Annotated in this window: 15 protein-coding genes and 2 pseudogenes; 3 read left to right on the forward strand and 14 right to left on the reverse strand. The window is 68.2% G+C overall.

Going from position 1 to position 20262, the window contains the following annotated elements; translation table 11 throughout:
• Positions 1-7 precede the first annotated feature (7 nt).
• From AC1EJR_RS18690 to AC1EJR_RS18705, 4 genes and pseudogenes are all read right to left on the reverse strand, one after another.
• Positions 8-154: pseudogene (locus AC1EJR_RS18690) on the reverse strand (UDP-glucose 6-dehydrogenase); the annotation flags it as partial.
• A gap of 207 nt (positions 155-361) precedes the next feature.
• Positions 362-1540 (reverse strand): thiolase family protein, encoded by a 1179-nt coding sequence (locus AC1EJR_RS18695; RefSeq protein ID WP_092299517.1) that lies wholly within the window; start codon positions 1538-1540, stop codon positions 362-364.
• Between the two features lie 33 nt (positions 1541-1573).
• Positions 1574-3142: an AMP-binding protein gene (locus AC1EJR_RS18700; protein ID WP_477108201.1), complete on the reverse strand. Its 1569-nt coding sequence runs from the start codon at positions 3140-3142 to the stop codon at positions 1574-1576.
• A gap of 10 nt (positions 3143-3152) precedes the next feature.
• On the reverse strand, positions 3153-4163 hold the full coding sequence (locus tag AC1EJR_RS18705) for a Bug family tripartite tricarboxylate transporter substrate binding protein (RefSeq protein WP_477108200.1): 1011 nt from the start codon (positions 4161-4163) through the stop codon (positions 3153-3155).
• 44 nt (positions 4164-4207) lie between these two features.
• Between AC1EJR_RS18705 and AC1EJR_RS18710 the strand changes: the two genes are divergently transcribed.
• Positions 4208-4981, forward strand: coding sequence for a FadR/GntR family transcriptional regulator (locus tag AC1EJR_RS18710; RefSeq protein WP_477147381.1), 774 nt, complete (start codon positions 4208-4210; stop codon positions 4979-4981).
• On the opposite strand, the gene AC1EJR_RS18715 is transcribed toward AC1EJR_RS18710, so the two are convergent.
• Positions 4978-5430, reverse strand: a complete 453-nt coding sequence (locus AC1EJR_RS18715; RefSeq protein ID WP_477147382.1) for a winged helix-turn-helix transcriptional regulator — start codon at positions 5428-5430, stop codon at positions 4978-4980. The genes AC1EJR_RS18710 and AC1EJR_RS18715 overlap by 4 nt on opposite strands.
• A 111-nt stretch (positions 5431-5541) precedes the next feature.
• Here AC1EJR_RS18715 and AC1EJR_RS18720 point away from each other — a divergent pair, with 111 nt between their 5' ends.
• A complete protein-coding gene (locus AC1EJR_RS18720; protein WP_477147383.1) occupies positions 5542-6750 on the forward strand; it encodes an MFS transporter in 1209 nt (402 codons plus the stop codon).
• Here the strand turns inward: AC1EJR_RS18720 and AC1EJR_RS18725 are convergent.
• The 3 genes from AC1EJR_RS18725 to AC1EJR_RS18735 form a co-directional block, all read right to left on the reverse strand.
• Entirely contained in the window at positions 6738-9194 is a 2457-nt protein-coding gene (locus AC1EJR_RS18725) for a TonB-dependent siderophore receptor (protein WP_477113539.1), read from the reverse strand. The genes AC1EJR_RS18720 and AC1EJR_RS18725 overlap by 13 nt on opposite strands.
• 115 nt (positions 9195-9309) lie before the next feature.
• The gene (locus tag AC1EJR_RS18730; RefSeq protein WP_477113540.1) at positions 9310-10140 is read right to left on the reverse strand and encodes a FecR family protein; all 831 of its coding nucleotides are present in this window, start codon (positions 10138-10140) and stop codon (positions 9310-9312) included.
• A 17-nt stretch (positions 10141-10157) separates the two neighbouring features.
• On the reverse strand, positions 10158-10718 hold the full coding sequence (locus tag AC1EJR_RS18735; RefSeq protein WP_092299538.1) for an RNA polymerase sigma factor: 561 nt from the start codon (positions 10716-10718) through the stop codon (positions 10158-10160).
• Between the two features lie 179 nt (positions 10719-10897).
• On the opposite strand from AC1EJR_RS18735, the gene AC1EJR_RS18740 reads away from it, so the two are divergent.
• The gene (locus AC1EJR_RS18740; RefSeq protein WP_477147384.1) at positions 10898-12190 is read left to right on the forward strand and encodes a phospholipase D-like domain-containing protein; all 1293 of its coding nucleotides are present in this window, start codon (positions 10898-10900) and stop codon (positions 12188-12190) included.
• 3 nt (positions 12191-12193) lie between these two features.
• Here AC1EJR_RS18740 and AC1EJR_RS18745 read toward each other — a convergent pair whose 3' ends face one another.
• The 6 genes and pseudogenes from AC1EJR_RS18745 to AC1EJR_RS18770 form a co-directional block, all read right to left on the reverse strand.
• Positions 12194-12778: a glycerol-3-phosphate responsive antiterminator gene (locus AC1EJR_RS18745; protein ID WP_441593495.1), complete on the reverse strand. Its 585-nt coding sequence runs from the start codon at positions 12776-12778 to the stop codon at positions 12194-12196.
• A gap of 4 nt (positions 12779-12782) precedes the next feature.
• The gene (locus tag AC1EJR_RS18750) at positions 12783-14333 is read right to left on the reverse strand and encodes an FAD-binding oxidoreductase (RefSeq protein WP_441593494.1); all 1551 of its coding nucleotides are present in this window, start codon (positions 14331-14333) and stop codon (positions 12783-12785) included.
• Entirely contained in the window at positions 14330-16009 is a 1680-nt protein-coding gene (locus AC1EJR_RS18755; RefSeq protein WP_454757734.1) for a glycerol-3-phosphate dehydrogenase/oxidase, read from the reverse strand. The genes AC1EJR_RS18750 and AC1EJR_RS18755 overlap by 4 nt, the downstream gene beginning before the upstream one ends.
• Before the next feature lie 18 nt (positions 16010-16027).
• Positions 16028-17551 carry an FGGY family carbohydrate kinase gene (locus tag AC1EJR_RS18760; RefSeq protein ID WP_477147385.1) on the reverse strand — a complete coding sequence of 508 codons (1524 nt, stop codon included), beginning with the start codon at positions 17549-17551 and terminating at the stop codon, positions 16028-16030.
• Positions 17548-19009: pseudogene (locus tag AC1EJR_RS18765) on the reverse strand (MFS transporter). The gene AC1EJR_RS18760 and the pseudogene AC1EJR_RS18765 overlap by 4 nt, the downstream one beginning before the upstream one ends.
• Before the next feature lie 165 nt (positions 19010-19174).
• Entirely contained in the window at positions 19175-19987 is an 813-nt protein-coding gene (locus tag AC1EJR_RS18770) for a thioesterase family protein (protein WP_177219996.1), read from the reverse strand.
• Positions 19988-20262: the final 275 nt, after the last annotated feature.

A 20262-nucleotide genomic window follows, 5' to 3' on the forward strand; every position in this document is an offset into this window, starting at 1 on the left:
CGGCTCACGGCTCATAGATCGGCACGCCGCCCGCGTTGAGCATGGCGATCTTGCGTTCGTCCACATCGAGACAGAACACCGAATTGCCGAGTTCCGCCAGACAGGCGCCGGTGACCAGGCCGACATAGCCGCTACCGATAATTGTGACTTTCATAGGGGACGATTTCTGGGGAAGCGGCTTGCGGGACGACCGCGGTCCGCACGCGCGCCAGGCATGGAGGTAAGGCGGTAAACAGGGGAATGCGTCAGGCCACGCCGGGTGGCGGGCAGGGGTGCAGCTTAGGCGGGGAACCTTAAGCGCAGATTAAGCATGCGGCGCCGGGGGCGCGCGCATGCCGGCCGGGCGGCCGTTGATTGGCACTCAGAGCCGTTCGATGATGGTGGCGTTGGCCATGCCGCCGGCTTCGCAGATCGCCTGGAGGCCGTAGCGGCCCTTGTTGTCTTCCAGCGCATGCAGCATGGTGGTCATGATGCGCGCGCCGGAGGCGCCCAGCGGGTGCCCGAGGGAGATCGCGCCGCCGCGCGGGTTGAGCAGGGCGGGGTCGGCGCCGAGTTCACGCTGCCAGATCATCGGCACGGGCGCAAACGCCTCATTGACTTCGCAATGAGACATGTCTGCCATCGTCAGGCCGCTCTTCTTGAGGACGCGCTGGCTGGCGGGGATGGGGGCGGTCAGCATCAGCATCGGGCTATCGCCACAGACGTCGAAGCCGGCGAAGCGGGCGCGCGCGTTGCAGCCKAGCCGGGATGCCATGCGCTCGCTCATCAGCAGCAGCGCCGAGGCACCGTCCGTCATCTGCGAGGAATTGCCGGCCGTGATGTGCCAACCGACTTCGGGGAAGCGCGCGGCCAGTTCGTCGGTGCGGAAGGCCGGCTTCAAGGTGCCGAGGCTGGCGGGCGAGGTGTCCGGCCGGATGGTCTCGTCGACTTCCACCACGCCGCGCGAGGTGACGATCGGAAAAATCTCGCGCCGGAACGCGCCCTGTTCCCGGGCGAGCTGGGCGCGGCGGTGGGATTCCGCCGAATACGTGTCGAGTGCCTCGCGCGAGAGCGCCCCCCGGCTGGCCATCAGCTCGGCCGCCACGCCTTGCGACACCAGCCCGGGCGCGTAGCGCTTGGCGAACGAGGGGCCATAGGGGTCTTGCCCCATGCGCGCCGTGCCCATCGGCACGCGGCTCATCGACTCCACGCCGCAGGCGATCACGATGTCGTAGGCGCCGGCCATGATCCCCTGCGCGGCGAAATGGATGGCCTGCTGGCTGGAGCCGCACTTGCGGTCGATGGTGGTCGACGGCACGTGCTCCGGGAAGCCGGCGGCCAGCCAGGCCACGCGGCCGGGCGTGGCGGACTGCTCGCCCACCTGGCTGACGCAGCCGGTGATGACGTCGTCCACCATGCCCGGGTCCAGCCGGTTGCGTTCGACCAGCCCTTTCAGGAGCTGCGCCAGCAGTTCGGCGGGATGGACGTCGGCAAAGGCGGCGCCCGGTTTGGCGCGGCCCATGGGCGTGCGGATGGCGTCGATGATGAAAGCTTGCTGCATGCGGGTCTCCAGAGGGTCTGTTGTCTGCGTCGATTAACTGACCTGACGGTCCTGCCCGCTCCAGTAGCGGGCCCGCAGGGTCTTCTTGTCGAGCTTGCCGAGCGAGGTGTGCGGAAGCTCGGTCTCGAACGAGACCGACTTCGGCGCGCACACCACGCCCTTGCGCTCGGTGACGTAGTCGATCAGGGCCTGCTCGGTGACGGACGCGTCCGGCTTGAGCACGACCAGCGCGGTCACGGCTTCGCCCCACTTGGCGTGCGGCACGCCAATCACCGCCGACATGGCGACGGCCGGGTGCGCGGCCAGGCAGTTCTCGACCTCGCTCGAATAGACGTTGAAGCCGCCCGAGATGATCATGTCCTTGGCCCGGTCGACCAGATACAGGTAGCCGGCCGCGTCGCGGCGCGCCATGTCGCCGGTATGGAGCCAGTCCCCCGCKAGCGTCTTGGCGGTTTCCTCGGGCCGGTTCAGGTAGCCCGACATCACCAGCGGCCCCCGTACGCACAGTTCGCCGATCTCGCCGGGCGGCACTTCCTGCAGTTGTGTGTCCAGCAGGCGCACGTCGTTGCCCGGGATGGGGCGCCCGCAGGAGCCCATCAGATGGGGGCGGGCGGGGTCGTGCTCGTCCGCGCGCAGGTACGTGACCGTCATCGGCGCCTCGGCCTGGCCGTAGATCTGGCCGAAAATCCGGCCGATCCGCCCGATCGCCTCGGCCAGCCGGGCCGGCGCGATGGGCGCGGCGCCGTACCAGATGCGGTGCAGGCTGGACAGGTCGTGGTCCGCCAGCCCCGGGAAATCGAGCAGGCCGTAGATCTGGCTCGGCACCAGGAAGGTACAGGTGATGCGGTGGCGGGCGACGGCTTCGAGGAAGGCCAGCGGATCGTATTTGTCCAGAAAAACCACCGTGCCGCCCCGCAGGAAGGTGGGCAGGATCAGGGCGCCCGCGGCGTGGGAAATGGGCGTCGTGGCCAGGAATCGCGCGTCGTCGGGCCACTCCCAGCAGGCTAGCTGCTGCAGGATCATCGTGACGGCGGTCCGGTGAGGCTGGACCACGCCCTTGGACTTGCCCGTGGTGCCGCCGGTGTAGGCAATCTTGAAGATATCGTCGGGCTGGACGTCGAGCGGGATGTCGCTGGCGTCCATGCCGGCGGAGGCCGCCGCCAGATCGACGCCAAACGCCGCCGGGCCCAGCGTCAGCACATGCTCGACGATGCCGAGGCTGGCCAGCGCGGCGCCGCGCTCGCCGTGCCGGGGCGTGTCGATCACCAGCGCCCGGATGCCGGCATCGCGGAGCACGAAAGCCTGATCGTCGGCGGAGCCGAGCGGGTGCAGCGCCGTGTAGCGCAAGCCAAGCAACTGCGCGGCGATGATGGCGGCCATCGCATCGACCCGATTGCCGGCCAGCATGGCGATGCCATCCTGACGGCGCAGGCCGATCGACAGGAAATATCGCGCGATCTGGTGGCTGCGGGCCTCGAGTTCGCCGTAGGTCAGGCGGATGTCCTGCCCGACCAGCGCCTCGCGGTCCGCAAACGCCTTGAATGCCGAACGGTACAGCGCGGCGATGGTGGCGTGCCCGTAGAGTGGTCCTGTGTCCCGCATGTTCAACTCCTTACTGCTTTTCAATGTGGGTCGCGTCGGCAAGCTCGGCGAAGCGGTCGGAATCGGACTTCATCTCCTTGAAGAACGCCTCCGGGGTGCTGCCTTCCACGCCGAAGTCCAGCTTCTCCAGGCGCGTCTTGACGTCCGGGTCGGCCAGCGCGGTGTTCAGCGCGCCGTTGAGCTTGCGCACCACGCCGTCGGGCGTGCCCTTCGGCACCAGCATGCCGACGTAGGACTGGTCATCGAAGCCCTTGAGGCCGAGTTCCGCCATCGTGGGTACATCGGGAAGCGAGGGCAGCCGCTTCGGGCCGAACACCGCGAGCGGCTTGGTGGCGCCGCTGGCGATAAACGGCTTCTGCGCGGCCACGGTGTCGATCAGCATGTCCACGCGGTCGCCCTGGATGTCGTTCATCGCGGCGGGCACGCCGTTGTAGGGCACCTTGACGATGCGGGTGTTGGCGAGCCGGTTGAGGCGCGCGTAGTACAGCTCGAAGACGCCGGCCGTGACGGCCATGGTGGAGCTGCCCGGCTGCTTCTTCTCCAGGTCCATGGCCTGCTTGAAGGTGTCGGCCGGATAGGACTTGCGGGCGACCAGCACCAGATTGAGGTTGACCGCCTTGCCGACCGGGGAAAAGCTCTTCTCGAAGTCCACGGGAGGATTCTTATATAGCGCGCGGGCGACCACGAGCGGCGCGCCGCCCATCAGCACGGTGTAGCCGTCTGGCGGGCTGCCCGCCACGAACTGCGCGCCGATGGCCCCCGAGGCGCCCGGCTTGTTCACCACCATCACCGACTGGCCGAGCGCGCGGGTCATGCGGTCCGCCAGGACGCGGGCCACGATGTCGTTCGCACCGCCCGCCTGGTAGACCACCACCAGCTTGACCGGCTGCGTCGGATACGCGGCGTCCCGCTGGGCGTGCGCGGTGCCGGTGAGCAGCGTCGCCGCCAGCAGGGCGCCCGTGGCCGCCAGCAAAGCGCGCCGCGGGGAGGGGGTTTTCGTAGGCAGGTGCGTTTTCGTCATCGTCGTCTCCGTTGGCCTTATCATTGGCGTGCCATAATGGCTTAATGGTTGAACCATTCTATCGGCAAACGATKATTACAAAACATKATCCTCGGGTAAATCCTGACGATGAGGCGCAGACGTCATTTCGCCCGATTGCGGTCCGGCGCGCGGCGGATGAAATCGCGAACCAGATCCGCAAGGAAATCGCCGGGGGACGGCTGAAGCCGGGCACGCGCCTGCCGGCGGAGCGGCAGCTCGCGGCGGAACTCGGGGTGTCGCGCAATACCCTTCGGGAGGCCGTGCGTTCGCTCGAGCAGTCCGGGCTTGTCGAGACCAAGAAGGGTGCGCATGGCGGGATCTTCATTACCCGCGCCGATGGCTCGGTGGTGATCGAGGGCTTGATGGATCTCTACCGGCTCGGCGGCATTACGCCGCGCCAGCTGATCCAGGCCCATATCTCGATCGAGCCGGCCATCGTGCGCGAAGCCTGCCGGCTGGCGACCGAAGACGACGTGGCCCGGCTCTATCGCAATATCGACGCCGCCGAGGCAGCAATGGCCGCCGGCGAATTCGAGAAGCGGTTCACGCTGAACCACGAGTTCCACAAGATGCTGGCGCGCATCGCCGGCAACCCAATCCTGGTCGTCTTCATGGACGGCCTGATTTCGCTACTGGTGGAGTTCATCCTGCGGATCGGCACGTACGAGAGCGAGGAAATCTTCGCGTCGCGGCGCCGATTCATGGCGCATTTCGCGCGGGGCGATGCCGAGGCGGCCGAACAGGAGATGTTGCGATCGCTCGAACGGTTCCTGGAGGGGTATTTCCCGCACGACTAGCGGCCGGCCAGCTTCCGTACTTCGGCATCTTGGGGCGTCAGCGCGCTGCCATCGTGGGCGAGCGGCAGCATGCGCGGAATCGGCTTGCCCGATGTCCGCTCCACCAGATCCGAGTGCGGCTCCCCCTGCGCGAACAGATGGCTCTCGGCCCATTGCCGCAGCGCCACCACCACGGGGAAGAGTTCCTCGCCCTGGGGCGTGAGCACGTATTCCTGATAGGCGCTGCCGTCGGAGGCGGGTTGGAGGTCGAGGATGCCGGCCTCCACCAACCGGCGCAGCCGGTCGGCCAGCACATTGCGCGCCATGCCCAGGTTGCGCTGGAAATCGCTGAAGCGGCGCATGCCGTCGAAGGCATCGCGCACGATCAGCAGCGACCAGCGGTCGCCAATCACATTGACGCTTCTTGCCACCGGACAGGCTTCGGCTTCGGCCGGATTGTCATCCCGCATCTCATCGTCCTTCGATCGCCTTAAGTGGTTGCATTTTAAAACCACTTCCGCTAGCCTTCAACTGGTTTTAATTTGCAACCAGTTGGATCCAGTCATGGGAGGGGATTGCGTATGCGTCGGAGCCTGATGCTGCTGTTTGCCTGCGCCAGCGGCCTGAGCGTGGCCAATGTCTATTACGCCCAGCCGCTGCTGGACGCGCTGGCGCGCGACTTCGGCATTCCGGCGTTTGCGATTGGTGGCGTGGTCACCGCCACGCAGGTCGCCAGTGCCTTGGCCCTGTTGCTGCTGGTGCCATTGGGCGATGTCTTCGCGCGGCGCCGCCTGATGCTGGCGCAGGCGCTGGGTCTGGTGGTTGCGCTGGCGGCGGTGGGTTTGTCGTCCTCCACGGTTGGCCTGTTCGGCGCGATGTGCCTGACCGGCATGCTCGGCACTGCCATGACGCAGGGACTGATCGCCTACGCCGCAGCCGCCGCGCCGCCGGACGAACGTGGCCGCGTGGTCGGGGCGGCCCAGAGCGGCGTMTTCCTCGGCCTGCTGCTGGCCCGCGTGGTGGCCGGCGCCGTCAGCGACCTGGCCGGATGGCGCGCGGTGTACTTCGGCTCGGCCGGCGCCATGCTGTTGCTCGCGGTGGGGCTCTGGGCGCGGCTGCCCAGCCTGCCGGCCGCCGCCGAGCGCATCGGCTACCCGGCGCTGCTTGGATCGATGTTCGGGCTACTGCGCCATAACCGGGTCCTGCAGGTGCGCGGCATGCTGGCGTTGCTGATGTTCGCGGCGTTCAACATCTTCTGGAGCGCGCTGGTGCTGCCGCTGAGCGCGCCGCCCTATGCGTTCTCGCATACGGCTATCGGTGCGTTCGGGCTGGTGGGGGCGCTTGGCGCGCTGGCGGGCGCCGGGGCGGGACGGCAGGTGGATCGCGGGTTGGGTGAGCGCACCACGCTGCTGGCGCTCCTGTGCCTGATCGCGGCGTGGCTGCCGCTGGCCGGCATGACGCATTCGCTGTGGGCGCTGGTGCCCGGCATCCTGCTGCTCGACCTCGGCGGGCAGGCGCTACACGTGACCAACCAGAGCCTGATCCTCAATACCCAGCCGGACGCCCAGGGCCGGCTGGTGGGCGTCTACATGCTGTTCTACGCGGTGGGCAGCGCGCTGGGCGCCTTCGGTACCTCGGCGGCCTACGCGGTGGCGGGCTGGGGCGGGGTTTGCGCGCTGGGCGCGCTGGTCAGCCTCGCGGCGCTGGGGTTCTGGGCCTGCACGCGGCCGCGGCGGTGTCCTGCCGGCGGGCGGCGGCACCGGCGCGGCGGCTGTCCTCAGAACTTGTAGCTCACGGTCCCCAGCACCGTGCGGCGGCTGCCGAAATAGCAGCCCGTGGCCGAAATGCATGTGCTGATGTAGCGACGATCGAACAAGTTCGTCGCGTTGATCGCCACGCGCACGCCGCGCAGTTGCAGGAACGACTTGCCGAGGTCATAGCTCAACGCGGCGTCGAACAGCGTGGCGGCCGGCACGCGATACACATTGGCCGCATCGCCGTACGACCGGCCGATATAGCGCACGCCGGCGCCCAGCCCCAGACCCTGGAACAGGGTGTCGTGGAACGTGTAGTACATCCACAGGGACGCCTGGTGCTCCGGCACGAAGGGCAGCGCGTTGCCCAGCGTGGTCACGCCGCGTGCATTGGCGTTGGCCTTGGTGACCTCGGTGTCGGAGTAGGCATAGGACGCTACGACGTCCAGCCCGCGCGTCAGGCTGGCCTTGCCTTCGAGTTCGATGCCGCGCACGCGCGCTTCGCCATTCTGGGTATTGAAGTTGGTGTTCAGCGGATCGGGCGTGAGCACGTTGGTCTGGCGCAGGTCGAAGGCGGACAGCGTAACGAAGGCATTGGCCCCCTTGGGCTGGAATTTCACGCCCACCTCGGTCTGGCGCCCGCGCGTCGGCTCGAACGGCGTGCCGGTGCGCCCCGTGCCCGCCTGCGGCTGGAACGACGTGGCAAAGCTGGCGTAGGGCGCGAAGCCGCTGTCGAACTGGTAGACCACGCCGGTGCGGCCCGTGAAGGCATTGTCGCTCTGGCGTGTGTTCAGCGTGTTGCCGGTCTGGGCGGTCAGGGTGTCGGTGTTGCTGCCGGCCCAGTCGTAGCGGCCGCTCAGCAGAAAGGTCCAGCGGTCGATGGCGAGGCTGTCCTGCACATAGCCGCCCACCTGGTGGCGGGACTGGTCCACGCGCGTGCCCAGCGGCGGCCGGGTGATGGGGGCGCCGTACACCGGGTTGAACACGTCGAGCGCGCGCACCGCTACGAGTTGCGATTCCTCGTAGCGCGCGTCCTCGTACTGGTAGTCCACCCCCAGCAGCAGGGTGTGCTGGACGGGCCCGGTGCGGAAGCTCGCCTCCGCCTGATTGTCGATCGAGAACACGCCGCTGCGCTCCGGGAACGCCCAGCCGTAGCGGTTTTCCGTGCGCAGGTCCGGATTCATGGACAGCCCCTGCACGCGCTGCGTATCGGTATCGATATAGCTGTAGCGCGCGCTCTGGCGGAACTGCCACGTCTCGTTGGCGCGATGCGCGAACTTGTAGCCGAACATCATCTGCTCGCTCTCGAACTTGTCGTAGGCGGGCTCGCCGATAAAGCGGTTGGTCGGGATGCTGCCGTTCGGGTTGGGCAGCAGCGTGCCGGCGGCGGGCAGGGCAGGCGGCGCGCCGCCGCCGTCCGAGCGAATCTTCTGGTACTGCGCCATCAGCGTCAGCGAGGTGTCCGTGCTGGGCCGCCACGTCAGGCTGGGCGCCACCAGCACGCGGCGCTCGTCGATATAGTCGATTTCGGTGTTGGTGTCGCGGGCCAGCCCCACCACGCGATACAGCAGCTTGCCGTCTTCATCGATCGGGCCGGTCAGGTCGAACGCGCCCTGCAGGCGGTCGTGGCTACCGGCCTGCAAGACCACCTCGCGCGAGGTCTGCGCCTGCGGCAGTTTGCTGACCATGTTCAGCAGCCCGCCCGGGGAGCTTTGCCCGTAGAGGACCGACGCGGGCCCTTTGAGCACCTCGATGCTCTCCAGCGTGTAGGGGTCGATGCGGGGCTGCGAATAGCCGCGCGCGCCGTAGGGCAGGCGCAGGCCGTCCAGGTAGCGCAGCGGCACGAACCCGCGCACGGCCAGCCAGTCGTAGCGCAGGTCGGTGTCGCCATACTGGTTGACCACGCCGGGCGTGTATTGCAGCGCCTGCATCACGCTCTGCACGCCTTGTTCGTCCATCTGCTCGCGCGTGACCACGTTGATGGTCTGCGGAACGTCGATCAGCGGCGTGTTGGTCTTGGCGCCGCTCGCGCGGCGGGGCACCACGCCATCGGCATTGGCCGAGAGGTCCGCGACATCGGCCCGTACCGTGATCAGCGGCAACGTGGCGGCGCCGGCGCTGGCGTCGGCGGGCGCCTGGACCACGGTAAAGGTGCGCGGCCCGTTGCTGACCACATGGAGGCCGGAGCCGGCGAGCATGCGGGCGAGGGCGTCTTCCACGGTCAGCGTGCCGCGCACGGCCGGGGCGCGCAGGCCATCGGCCAGGGTCGTGGCAAACAGGATCTGGGTGTCGGACTGACGCGCCAGCGCGGCCAGCGACTGGGCCAGCGGCTGGGCGGGAATGTCGATGGGGCGGGCCACGCCCTGTGCAATCGCGCCGGCGGCGAGCATCGCCGCGAGCAGGGGAACCAGCGCCGCAAACGGCCGCACGGCAAGGCGGGAGGCGCGGGCGGCAGGCCGGCGTCGAACGGTGAAAATCACGAAAGCTCCTGATGGCGGGCCGATCCATTCGGCCTGTTCATGGAGTTGCCGTGCGCCGCCGCGTGTTTGTACACCTCCACGCGAAAAAAAATTTCAGATGAGGCTCAGTTAGTCATCAGGACCGTTGCCGCGCGCCCAGATGCACGGTGCCGTCGGCCGCCTGGCGCACCGTTACCGGCAGGATGCCCGGCAGCAACTGCAGGATGGCCGCCACCTGGTCGCGGTCGAATTCGCCGGACAGCCGCAGTTGGGCCACGCGTGGATCGTCGATGACGAGGGCGTGCCGCGAGTGCGGCTGCATCTCGGCGATGGCGTCGGCCAGCGTCGCCCCATCGAACGAGAACTTGCCGCGCTGCCAGGCCAGGGCGCGCTCGGCGTCCACGGTCACGGTGTCGCCGGGCTGGCCGTCCGGTGCTACGTCCACGCGCTGGCTGGCGCGCAGCTGCCGCACGTGGCCACCGGCCTCGACTTCCACCGCGCCTTCCAGCACCACCACGCGCGTGCGCTGCGGCAGCCGCTGGACGTCGAACACCGTGCCGATGTCGCGCACCCGGGTCTGGCCCGCCGTGACGAGGAACGCACGCGGGCCATGGGCCACGGTGAACACCGCTTCGCCCGCATCCAGCGCCAGTGCGCGGGTGCGCAGGCGCCACTGCACGGTCAGGCGGGTGTGCTGGTCCAGCGTGACGCGGCTGCCATCGGCCAGTCGAACGGTGCGCGGCCCGGCCTCGGCGCTCAGGGACTCGGTGCGATAGGCGGGATCGGCCAGCCACGTGCCGGCGGCCAGCACCACCAGCGCGGCGGCGGCACCGGCGCGCACACGGTGTTGCCTGCGGCGGCGCGCAGTGGCGGCGGCCGTGATGGCTTCCACGGACGGAAATCGCTCGCGCAGCGCCTGCTGGTAGGGAGACAGCGGGTCGCCCGGCGGCGTGCGGGAATCGGGCATGGGCAGGGGAGGGGTCCTCACGATGACGGGGCCGGCGCGGCAGTTTCCGGGCGCGGCGGGGCGCCCAGGGCTTGCAGTTCAGGCGCCAATAGTGCCATGGCCCGGGCCATATGGCGCGCCACCATGCCCCGCGAGATGCCCAATCGTAGCGCCACGTCCTGCTGCGGCAGCTCATGGAGCCGATGCAGGATAAACACCTCCTGGCAGCGTGGCGGCAGGGCGGCAATGCACTGCTCGAGCCGGTCTACGGCCTGACGGTGGGCGATGGCCTCGGCGACGTCCGGGCTCGATACGGCGATGCCGGCGGCGTCGGCCTGCCAGGCATCGGCATGGGTCTGGCGGGTGGATTCGGCGCGGTAACGGTCAATCGCGCGATGGGTGGAGACGTGCCGGAGGAAGGCGAGCGGCTGGGCCACCTCGCCGGCGGGCGGCCGTTCGAGCAACTGGACGCAGACGTCCTGGAGCACGTCGCGGGCAAAGTGGCGGTCGCCAAAGCGGCGGCGGACGTGATCGACCAATTCGTCGTAATGGCGCAGCAATGCAGCAAACAACGGGGGATGGGCGGGGTCGCGCAGCACGGCCAGGATGACGGCAAAAGACGAATCAGGCGAAGCGGCGGAGTATAAATGATAGTGATTCGCATTTGCAAGGAGGGGCCGTTGGCGATCGGCCACACATCCGGGGCTGCAATCGCCCAAAACTCGTTCACACTTCATGTTCGAAAAGCGCCGTCTCACCGATAAGAGGAAGCCAGCCGATGCGCCACGCTCATGGAAGGGCCCGGACCACGTGGTATGTGCTGCTTGCCGTCATCCTTACCGCGCTCTTCGGCTTGGTGGCCTACAACCTGTTCGGCGCGGAGAAGCGCATCGAGCATCGGCTGGAACGGCTCTATGCGACCGAGGACCCGCAGTTTTCCCGGGAACTGAGCGTCCTGCTCGGTCCGCCAGTGGTCGGCGGCAACGCCTACCGCGTGCTGAGGAATGGCGACGAGATCTTCCCCGCGATGCTGGGCGCCATTCGCGCGGCGCAGCGGACGATTACCTTCGAGTCATATATCTACTGGTCCGGCGACATTGGCCGGGCCTTCGCGCAGGCGCTGGCCGAGCGGGCGCAGGCGGGCGTGAAGGTGCACGTCCTGCTGGATTGGGTGGGCAGCCAGAAGGTGGACGCCGCCGTGCTGGACATCATGTCGAAAGCCGGTGTGGCGTTGCAGCGCTATCACCCGGTTCACTGGTACACGCTCGGCAAGCTCAACAACCGGACGCACAGGAAGCTCCTGATCGTCGATGGCAGGATCGGTTTCACCGGCGGCGTGGGCATTGCGCCGGAATGGACCGGCCACGCCCAGGATCCCCAGCACTGGCGCGACACGCACTTCCAGGTCGAAGGCCCGGTGGTGGCCCAGATGCAGTCGGTCTTTCTCGACAACTGGATCAAGGTAAGCGGCGAAGTGCCCCACGGCCCGGGGTATTTCCCGGCGCTGCCGGACGTGGGCAAGGGCATGGCGCAGATGTTCAGCAGCTCCCCCACCGGCGGGAGCGAGAACATGGCGCTGATGTACCTGCTCGCCATCACCGCCGCCACGCGCACCATCGACTTGTCGGCGGCGTACTTCGTGCCAGACGACCTGACGCGGAAGGCGCTGTTGGCCGCGCTCAAGCGGGGCGTCAAGGTTCGCATCATCGTGCCGGGCGAGCATATCGACTCGGAAACCTCTCGCTCGGCGTCGCGGGCCCAATGGGGCGAGCCGCTGGCGGCCGGCGCGCTGATCGCCKAGTACGCGCCCACGATGTACCACTGCAAGGTGATGATCGTGGACGGCTTCCTGGTGTCGGTCGGCTCGACCAACTTCGACAATCGCTCCTTCCGCCTGAACGACGAGGCCACGCTCAATATCCTCGATCGGGACTTCGCGGCGGAACAGACGCGGATATTCGAGGACGACCTGGCCCGGTCCCGGCCGGTATCGCTGGAAGCATGGTCCAACCGGCCGTGGCGCGAAAAGCTGGCCGATGGGTTGAGTTCGCTGCTGGCCTCGCAGCTGTAGGACCTAGGACTTCAGCTTTTTCCCTTCCAGATTCCAGAGCTTGCGGTCGCTGGTCGAGACCGCCACCGCGCCATGCGCGAGCGCGCTGCGGATATCGGCCTCGTTGCAGACAAAGCCAGACGTGACGATGGGCGGCAGCGCCTTGCGGTCCGCCTCGGGCAGGTGGGACAGCATTGGCGCCGGCATCAGCTGCACCAGGTTGGGGTCGCTCTGCTCCAGTGCCTTCACGCTGCGTGGCCACGTCGAGCGGTCGGTCACGAAGACCTTCTGCATCGTCACCATGCCGGCGCGGTTGGCGCGCTGGATGGTGGCCACGCGCGTGGACACCAGACTGGTCACCCCGATGTCCGCCAGGTAATCCACGCCACCCTTGTCCTGCGACAGCCCTTCGCAGCTATCGATGTTGACGATGACGTACTTGCCGGCGCGGGTCAGCGTGGCAATCACGGGCTGCAGCTTGCGCAGCTCCACGTTGGCCACGATCGAGACTTCGGCCTCGCTGTCGACAAACGCATCGACCTGCTCCGCGCCGTAGAGCGTGGCGATGACCGGGTGGCGCGTCAGGCGGGCGCCGAGGGACCTGTCCATGGGGTTACTTCGCTTCGTGGGAAAGCACGTCGCTCAGGCCGAGCTTCCCGGGGTTGAGGATGTTCTGCGGATCCAGCGCCTGCTTGACCGCCACCAGCACCGGGAACGCGGTGTCCAGCGACGATGCCATATACGGCGCGCGCAGCAGCCCGATGCCGTGATGGTGGCTGAGGGCCGCATTGTATTGGATCAGCACCGCGTTGGCGGCATCCCAGGCGGCGCGATACCACGTCTGGCGGTCTTCCACCGCAACCTCGCCCCGCAGCGAGAAGTACAGGCAGGCGCCGTCCACGTAGGCGTGCGACTGGTGCGCGGAGCCGGCCAGCGTGCCCGGCACCGCGTTGATGGCGGCCACCACGTCGTCGTAGATCGCGGGCAGGTCGGCCCACGGCCCGGACATCTCGAGCGTATCGGCCACGAAGCCGGGGCTGCGCTTGAAGCCTTCGGCGCTCTTGCCGGTCAGGTAGCGCGTATCGAGCCAGCGTTCGAAGATGGCCTTGTCATCGAGCTTGTCGCCCAATTCCACGCAGACCCGCTCGCTGATCGCCATCACGGCATCGACCATATCCTGGGCGCCTTCGTCGGCCACCAGCAGTACGTTGGTGTCGGGCAGGCCGAACTGCACGCCGCTCTCCAGGGCGTCATAGAGCCGCAGCGCCGCCGGGTTGGCGCCGCGCTGCATGATCTCGCGGCACGCCTCCAGGCCGATGGCGAAGCTCTTGAAGCCATAGGCGATGGCGCGGCCGTAGTCGGGCAGGCGGTGCAGCTTGAGCCGCACGCGGACGATTACACCCAGCGTGCCTTCCGAGCCGATGAACAGCTGCTGCAGGTCCGGCCCCAGCGCCGCGCGCGAGTAGCCGCCCACGGTGATGAGGCGGCCATCGGCCAGCACTACGTCCATGCCGAAGACCATGTCCTCGATCTTGCCGTAGCGCGTGGAGAGCTGCCCCGCGCCCCGGCAGGCGACCCAGCCGCCCACGGTGCTGATGGCGTACGACGACGGCCAGTGGCCCATCGTCATGCCGTATTCCTGCTGGATGGTCTGCTCGAAGATGTCGCCGAACATGCCGGCCTCGACTTCCACGATCTGGCTGTTCTTGTCGAAGCCGAGCAGCTTGTTCAGCTCGCAGACGTCGAGCACGATGCCGCCGCGTACCGGCAGTGCGGCGCCGGTCACGTTGCTGCGACCGGCGGACACCGTGACCGGCACGGCGCTGGCGTGGGCGATGCGCATCACGGCCTGCACCTGCTCGACGGTGGACACGCGCACGATCACGCCGCGCGGCGTGGCGGGCTTTCCGCCGGTCTCGGTCATCATCGAGCCCGCCCACCAGTCGCGCGTCCACGTCACCACATCGCCGGTGCTGGTCAGGACGGCATCGGCCACCAGGCGCAGCGCGGCCAGCGTGGCGTCGCTGAGCGGCAGGGCGTCGCGCTGCAGGCCGGGGGCGTCCGGGGTCTCGGTGATGGTGGCTGCGTAGCCCGGCGGCGTATGCGCGCCCACGACGTAGTTGCCACGGTTGTAACCGCGCTTGATGGCTTCCTTGCTGATCATGCTGCTTCTCCCATGAGGACGGATTTTTCGAGAGCCACGGCGGCCAGGTAGTCGCTGACCTGCCGGGCGACGGCCGACTCGGACAACCCGAGTTCGGCCTGGAGGATCTGGCCCACGCGCGGCGCGGCGTGGGCGGAGGCATCGCGCGCCATCAGGCGGGCACGCATGCGGCGCGACAGCACGTCATCCACGGTGCCGGCCAGCTCGTGGCGCACCGCGTAGACGACTTCCGCTTCGGTGTGGGGCAGGCCATCGACAATGGGCCGCGCAAGCGTGGCATCGGCCTGGAGGATGTCGCTGACAAAGCGCGCCTCCGTGCCGTACCGTTCGCCCAGGTGTGCCGACATCCCGCCCGACGCCACGATGGCCTGCGCGTCGTAGCCGGCGGCGCCGAGCAGGTAGGCGCTCTTGGTGCGGCACTTGCCGCGCTTGCCGATGACGCGCTGCGCGGCGTCGATGGTCTGCTCGGCCATATGGCGCGAGGTGGTCAGCTTGCCGCCGACGATGGTCACCAGCCCGTCATCGGCGATATGGATCTCGTGGTTGCGCTTGATTTCAAGCGTCTTGCCGCCCGGTGGCGCCACCAGCGGCCGGCATCCGGCGATGCTGCCCACCACGTCCTCGGGCTGAAGGTCTGTCTTCAGCGCCGAACGCGCCCCTTCGAGCAGGAAGTCGAGTTCCTGGCGGGTGCACATCACGTTGTCGAGGTCGCCTTCGTAGTCCTCGTCGGTGGTCCCGAGGTAGGACACGTTGCCCCAGCGCGTGATGGTGGCGCGGCGGCTGCGTCCGGGCACGGGAATCGTCACCGTGCAGTCGTTGCGGATCTTGAGCCAGGGAATGGCCACGTGCACGCCCTTGGCGGGGCGGATGTGCAGCGTCTTCTGTTCGCCGCGCTTGCGGCCGGTCCAGTCGCGCAGCCAGACGCCGGTGGCCATGATGACCACGCCCGCACGCACGCGGATTTCCTGCTCGCCGGCGTGAACGATGGCGCCGTCGACCTTGCCGTGGCCGTCGCGCGTGATCTCCATGACCTGCGCGTGGTTGGCCACGGCCGCGCCATGGAAGGCGGCGGTGCGCGCGATGTTCAGCGTCAGTCGCGCATCATCGACGCGCGCATCGAAATACAGGAAGCCGCCGGTCAGGTGCTCGGGGTTGAAGGTGGGGCAGTGCGACAGGACCTCGGCCTTGCTCAGCTTCTGGTGCAGGATGCCCTCGCGCCAGCCGCCGGCCAGGTCGTACGTCCACAGCAGGCTTTCGAAGGCTTTGGCGAGCCGCTTGTCGAACACGCCGTCGCGCTCCATCACGGGGAACAGGAACGGCAGGCGCTGCACGAGGTGGCGCGCGTTGCGGCGCAGGCGCTGGCGCTCGAGCAGCGAATGGCGCACCAGGCTCAGGTTGCCCTGCTCGATGTAGCGCAGCCCGCCGTGCACCATCTTCGACGACTTGGACGAGGTGCCCGAGGCGAAATCGTTCTTCTCGACCAGCGCCACGCGGTAGCCGCGCAGGCTGGCGTCCAGCGCCGCATAGGCGCCGGTGACCCCGCCGCCGACGATGAGGATGTCGAACGCCTCGCTGCCCAGACGGTCCAGTTGCGACCTGCGGTCGAGCCGCAGCGGCTCGGTACTGGTCATGGCGGCGCGTTCGCGGCTCGCGCTTCGGGATGGCAGACCCATCATGTTGATCGCTTCTCCTGATTAATGCGACGCAAACGCGTCCACGTGATTGAGTTCGGACGCCACGCGGGCGTGCCAGAGCGCGCGCCGCGCGGCGCGCTCGTCATCGCCGATGGCCGGGGTGAACACGGCGTCCGGCGCGGTGGTGGTGCGGGCTTGCTGCAGGGAGTCCCACAGCAGGCCCGACGCGCCGGCCAGGAAGGCGATGCCGCGCAGGCTGGCGCGGTCCGTCTCCTGCATGCGATGGATCGGCAGGCCGGTGAGGTCGGCCTGCATCTGGAGCAGCGCGTCGCTGCCGGAGAGGCCGCCGCCCACCACGAGGCTGGAGACGGGCACGCCGGCGATGTCGCGGTTGGCCTCGATGCAGGACGCCACGGAATGGGCGATGCCGGCGAGGATGGCGTGGGCGATCTCGGCCTGCGTGGTGGCCATCGACACGCCGTTCAGTGCGGCGCGGGCCTCGGGCTGCATCTGCGGCACGCGCAGGCCGGTCAGGGCTGGGATGAACGTGACGCCGCCCGACGAGGGCACCGTGGCCGCCAGCGCGCTGATCTGCCGGGCGTCTTCGAACCAGTGCAGCTGGTTGCAGACCCAATTCAGCGCGGAGCCGGTGGTGGCCACGAAGGTCTCCACCGAGTAGTGGGAGACGCCCCGATGGCGGCGCGCGGTCATCGTCAGCGTGCTGTCCGATTCGCCGCTGCGCGCCGGCAGGGCGGGGCCGACCATCAGGTCCACGAAGCTGCCGGTGCCGTGCAGGCACATCGACTGCCCCGCATCGAGGCAGCCCAGCCCGATGGCGCCGGCAAGCTGGTCGCCGGCACAGGCGAGGATGGGCACGTCGATACCGATCAGGTCGGCGCGCGTGCGGCCGAAGTCATCGGCGTCCTGCCGCAGTTCGGGCAGCAGCTCGCGGGGGAAGCCGAGCGCATCGGTCCAGTCCGTGAGGTAGCGGTGCTCGCCGAGCATGTAGGCGCTGCACGAGGTGGCGTTCGTCGGCGTGGTCACGCAGGCGCGCTCGGTGGAGAGGTGCCAGAGCAGCCAGCTATCCACCGTGCCGAAGGCCAGCCGGCGCGCGGCCCATGCCTCGGCCACGGCAGGCGTCTCGCGCAGGTGCCGCGCCGCCCAGAGGTAGGGCGAACGCACGCCGGCAGGCCGGCCGACGACAGGACGCAGGCGCGGGTCCCACGTGGCCGCCAGTTCGTGCAGGTCCGGGGCGTAGCGCGTGTCCTGCCAGACCATGGCCGGCACCAGCGCGCGGCCGGTCTGCGTGTCCCACAGCACGGCCGTGGCGCGCTGCGTGGCGATGGCGAGCGCCACCACGTTGAGGTGATCGCGCGCAGCCTGCGCCAGCGTGGCCCGGCACACCGCCAGCGTCTTCTCCAGCAGAACATTGGGGTCCTGCTCGACCACGCCGGGGCGCGGCGAATCCACTTGCAGCGTGGTGTATTCCAGGCATGAGACGTGGCCATCGGCGGCCACCACGGCGGCGCGGGTGCCGGACGTGCCCTCGTCGATGGCGAGGATGACGTTCCTGTTCTGGGTCATGACTGCGATTTCTCGATCACGGGTTGCAGGAAGCCGGCCCCCTCGCGCGCATCGCGTGCGAACTGCGGGGCATCGGCTTCGTTGTCGGGGTTGATGGTGGTACGCGTGGGGTCCCAGCGGATCGTGAAGCAGATGATGCTGGCGATGAGGGGCACCACGGAGAGGATCAGGAAGGTGGTTTCCAGCCCGTACTGGGCGCGGAACAGGGGGAACACCAGCAGGCCCAGCGCGGCGCCGATGGAGCCGAGTGCGCCGATGATGCCGTTGGCGCCCGCGCGCAGTTCGCTGCGGAAAGACAGCGAGGACAGGCTCTTGCCGTTCGCGCCGGGGCCGCCCGAGTGGAACAGGATGAACAGCGACGGCACGACCACGGCGACCCACATCGGCATCTTGCCGTTGAACAGGCCGAGCACCAGCAGCATCACGAAGACGGCGGCGAAGCCGAACGCCGAGGCACGGCGCAGGCCGAGCTTGCGGCCGATCAGCGGCGACAGGAAGCCGCCGAAGATGCCGCAGACATTGAACACGAGCGCGCCGATGGTGGCGTAGACGAAGTCCTTGCCGAACAGCGCGGCGCTGATCAGCGGCAGGTACCAGCCAATCGCAAAGTACTGGATCGACTGGCCGATCTGCACCGTGGAGGCGAGGATGGTGCGAGGCAGGTAGACGCCACGGAAGATCAGCAGCACGTTGGCCAGGCCGCGACGGGCCTGGTTGGTCACGGGAATGCGCTCGGACGGCGCGGCAGCCATGAAGGCGCGGCCATAGATGCGCGTCATCGCGCGCGGCGGCGTCCAGCCGTTCCTTGCGGGCCAGCCAGATCGGGCTTTCGACCAGGAACAGCAGTTGCAGCACCAGGATGAGGACGCCGAAGATGGCGGTGGCGGCCACCGAATAGCGCCAGATCGTATCGCCCACATTCCAGGAATGGAACAGCAGCGCCAGCAGCAGGTTGGAGCAGACCGCCGTGTACCACATGCCTTGCCAGGTATTGAGGCGGCTCTTGAGCTTGACCGGCGTGAATTCGGCCAGCACGGCCATGGCGATGGCGAAGTCGATGCCGTACGCCGCGCCGACGAAGAACCGGCCGACCAGGATTACATCGAAGCCGGGCGCGAACACCACCAGCAGCGCGCCCACCACGGCCAGCACCTTGGCCAGGATCAGCGGGCGCACGCGGCCCCAGCGGTCGGCCATCCAGCCGCCCAACGGGTTGAAGACGATGGCGACCCATGAGGCGAACGAGGTCAGCAGCGCCACCTGCGCCGGGGCGAGCTGCAAATTGCGCGTCATCGGCCCAAGGCCGGCGCTCAGTGCGGAATTGGAGAAAGCGTCAAGGAAGAGTCCGCCGAGGGCAAGCCACCACACCACGCCGGCGCGGCCACGTATGCCAGGACAGGAATCTATGAAGGCGATGACATCATCGATGCCACGAAGCTTGATGGCAGAGGTTTGCACGGCGGTCTCCTTTTTTTGGTTCTGTAAGAGGCCGCAGCAAACTGCACGCGCTAAGAGACCATCTTACAGATGGTCTCTTATCTAGATCTGCCCGGCCAATGTATGTCGCCGGGCAGGTCATGTCAACGGGGAAAACCCGATAGGGTGGGGCGGAGCCGGGCGCGACTAGCGCGCGTCGCGCGGCTTGAAGATCAGTCCCTGCTGCGCGACACCGATGACGCCGTGCTCGTCATGCAGCGTCGTGCGGGTCAGGCCGATGCCGCTCTCCTGCACCGTGGTCGTCGAGTCGGCCGCGACCCATTCCCCGCGTGGCAGCCGGTGCAGGTACATCGTCAGGTCGGCATTCGCGAACGCGAAGCGATCCAGCGGCACGGCCCAGCTGATGCCATTGCCGAAGTCCGCTGCAGCTACCGCGCGGGCTGCTGGCGTGACTGGCCAGTCGGCCACCAGCGGCACCGCCAGGCGGAACCATACGGCGGCAGGGCCGGGGGCCGTGACCGTGCCGGTCGCCACGCGGCTCTCCATGGCGGTGTAGTGGAACGAGGTCTGCGGCTGCATGCCCGGGATGAGGATGGGCGTGTGGCACGCATCGGGCGGGGGGAGGGACGGAGACTGGGGGGACGACTGGAGGTCGAGCGCACGCTCGCGGATATAGACCGCCGTGCCGTAGACGACCGGTACGCCCTCGTGCGACAGCGCCAGCCGCACGCGCCGCACCGACCCGCCCGGTTGCGGTTCGACCACCGCGCGCAACGGTGCCACGGGAACCGGCCGCACGAATTCGAGCGTGAGGCGAACCATCGACCAACCCGGCTCCTGCGCCATGGCGCGGTCCGCCATCGAGGCCAGCAACCCGCCCGGTGCGCCGCCGTGCTGGGCGCCGGGATGCCAGGGGCCGCGCGACAGTTCGGTAGGGACGACGGCATCGCCCGAGACTTCAAAAATGCTGTGGGGAATCGGCGCAGAAGCAGTAGCCAAGACGGTCTCCGTGATGCGGGCTGCGCTCCCGGACGCCGGGGCGCTATGGCCGCCAACGATACACCACGAGATGGCTTGTCTGCTGGCGCCACCGTTCTGTGCGGATACCGGCCATGAACCTTTCAGCCGTGAAAGACCATTGGTGCATTGCAATATGCGAAGCCCCTGCGCACAGGGCGCAACGACCTGTGAATTGGCGCGCGGATCTGCTGCGGTGCAATATCGAATTGTTGTGTTGTGGGCGGGTAATCGAGCAATTTATTGCGTTGACATTG

The organism is Cupriavidus sp. 05T42 (genome assembly GCF_056396345.1).

Coding starts and splice junctions, on each gene's coding strand:
- AC1EJR_RS18760 (WP_477147385.1), bottom strand. CDS start 17,551: ATGACCCAGAACAGGAACGTCATCCTCGCCATCGACGAGGGCACGTCC.
- AC1EJR_RS18730 (WP_477113540.1), bottom strand. CDS start 10,140: ATGCCCGATTCCCGCACGCCGCCGGGCGACCCGCTGTCTCCCTACCAG.
- AC1EJR_RS18715 (WP_477147382.1), bottom strand. CDS start 5,430: ATGCGGGATGACAATCCGGCCGAAGCCGAAGCCTGTCCGGTGGCAAGA.
- AC1EJR_RS18745 (WP_441593495.1), bottom strand. CDS start 12,778: ATGGACAGGTCCCTCGGCGCCCGCCTGACGCGCCACCCGGTCATCGCC.
- AC1EJR_RS18705 (WP_477108200.1), bottom strand. CDS start 4,163: ATGACGAAAACGCACCTGCCTACGAAAACCCCCTCCCCGCGGCGCGCT.
- AC1EJR_RS18750 (WP_441593494.1), bottom strand. CDS start 14,333: ATGATCAGCAAGGAAGCCATCAAGCGCGGTTACAACCGTGGCAACTAC.
- AC1EJR_RS18755 (WP_454757734.1), bottom strand. CDS start 16,009: ATGATGGGTCTGCCATCCCGAAGCGCGAGCCGCGAACGCGCCGCCATG.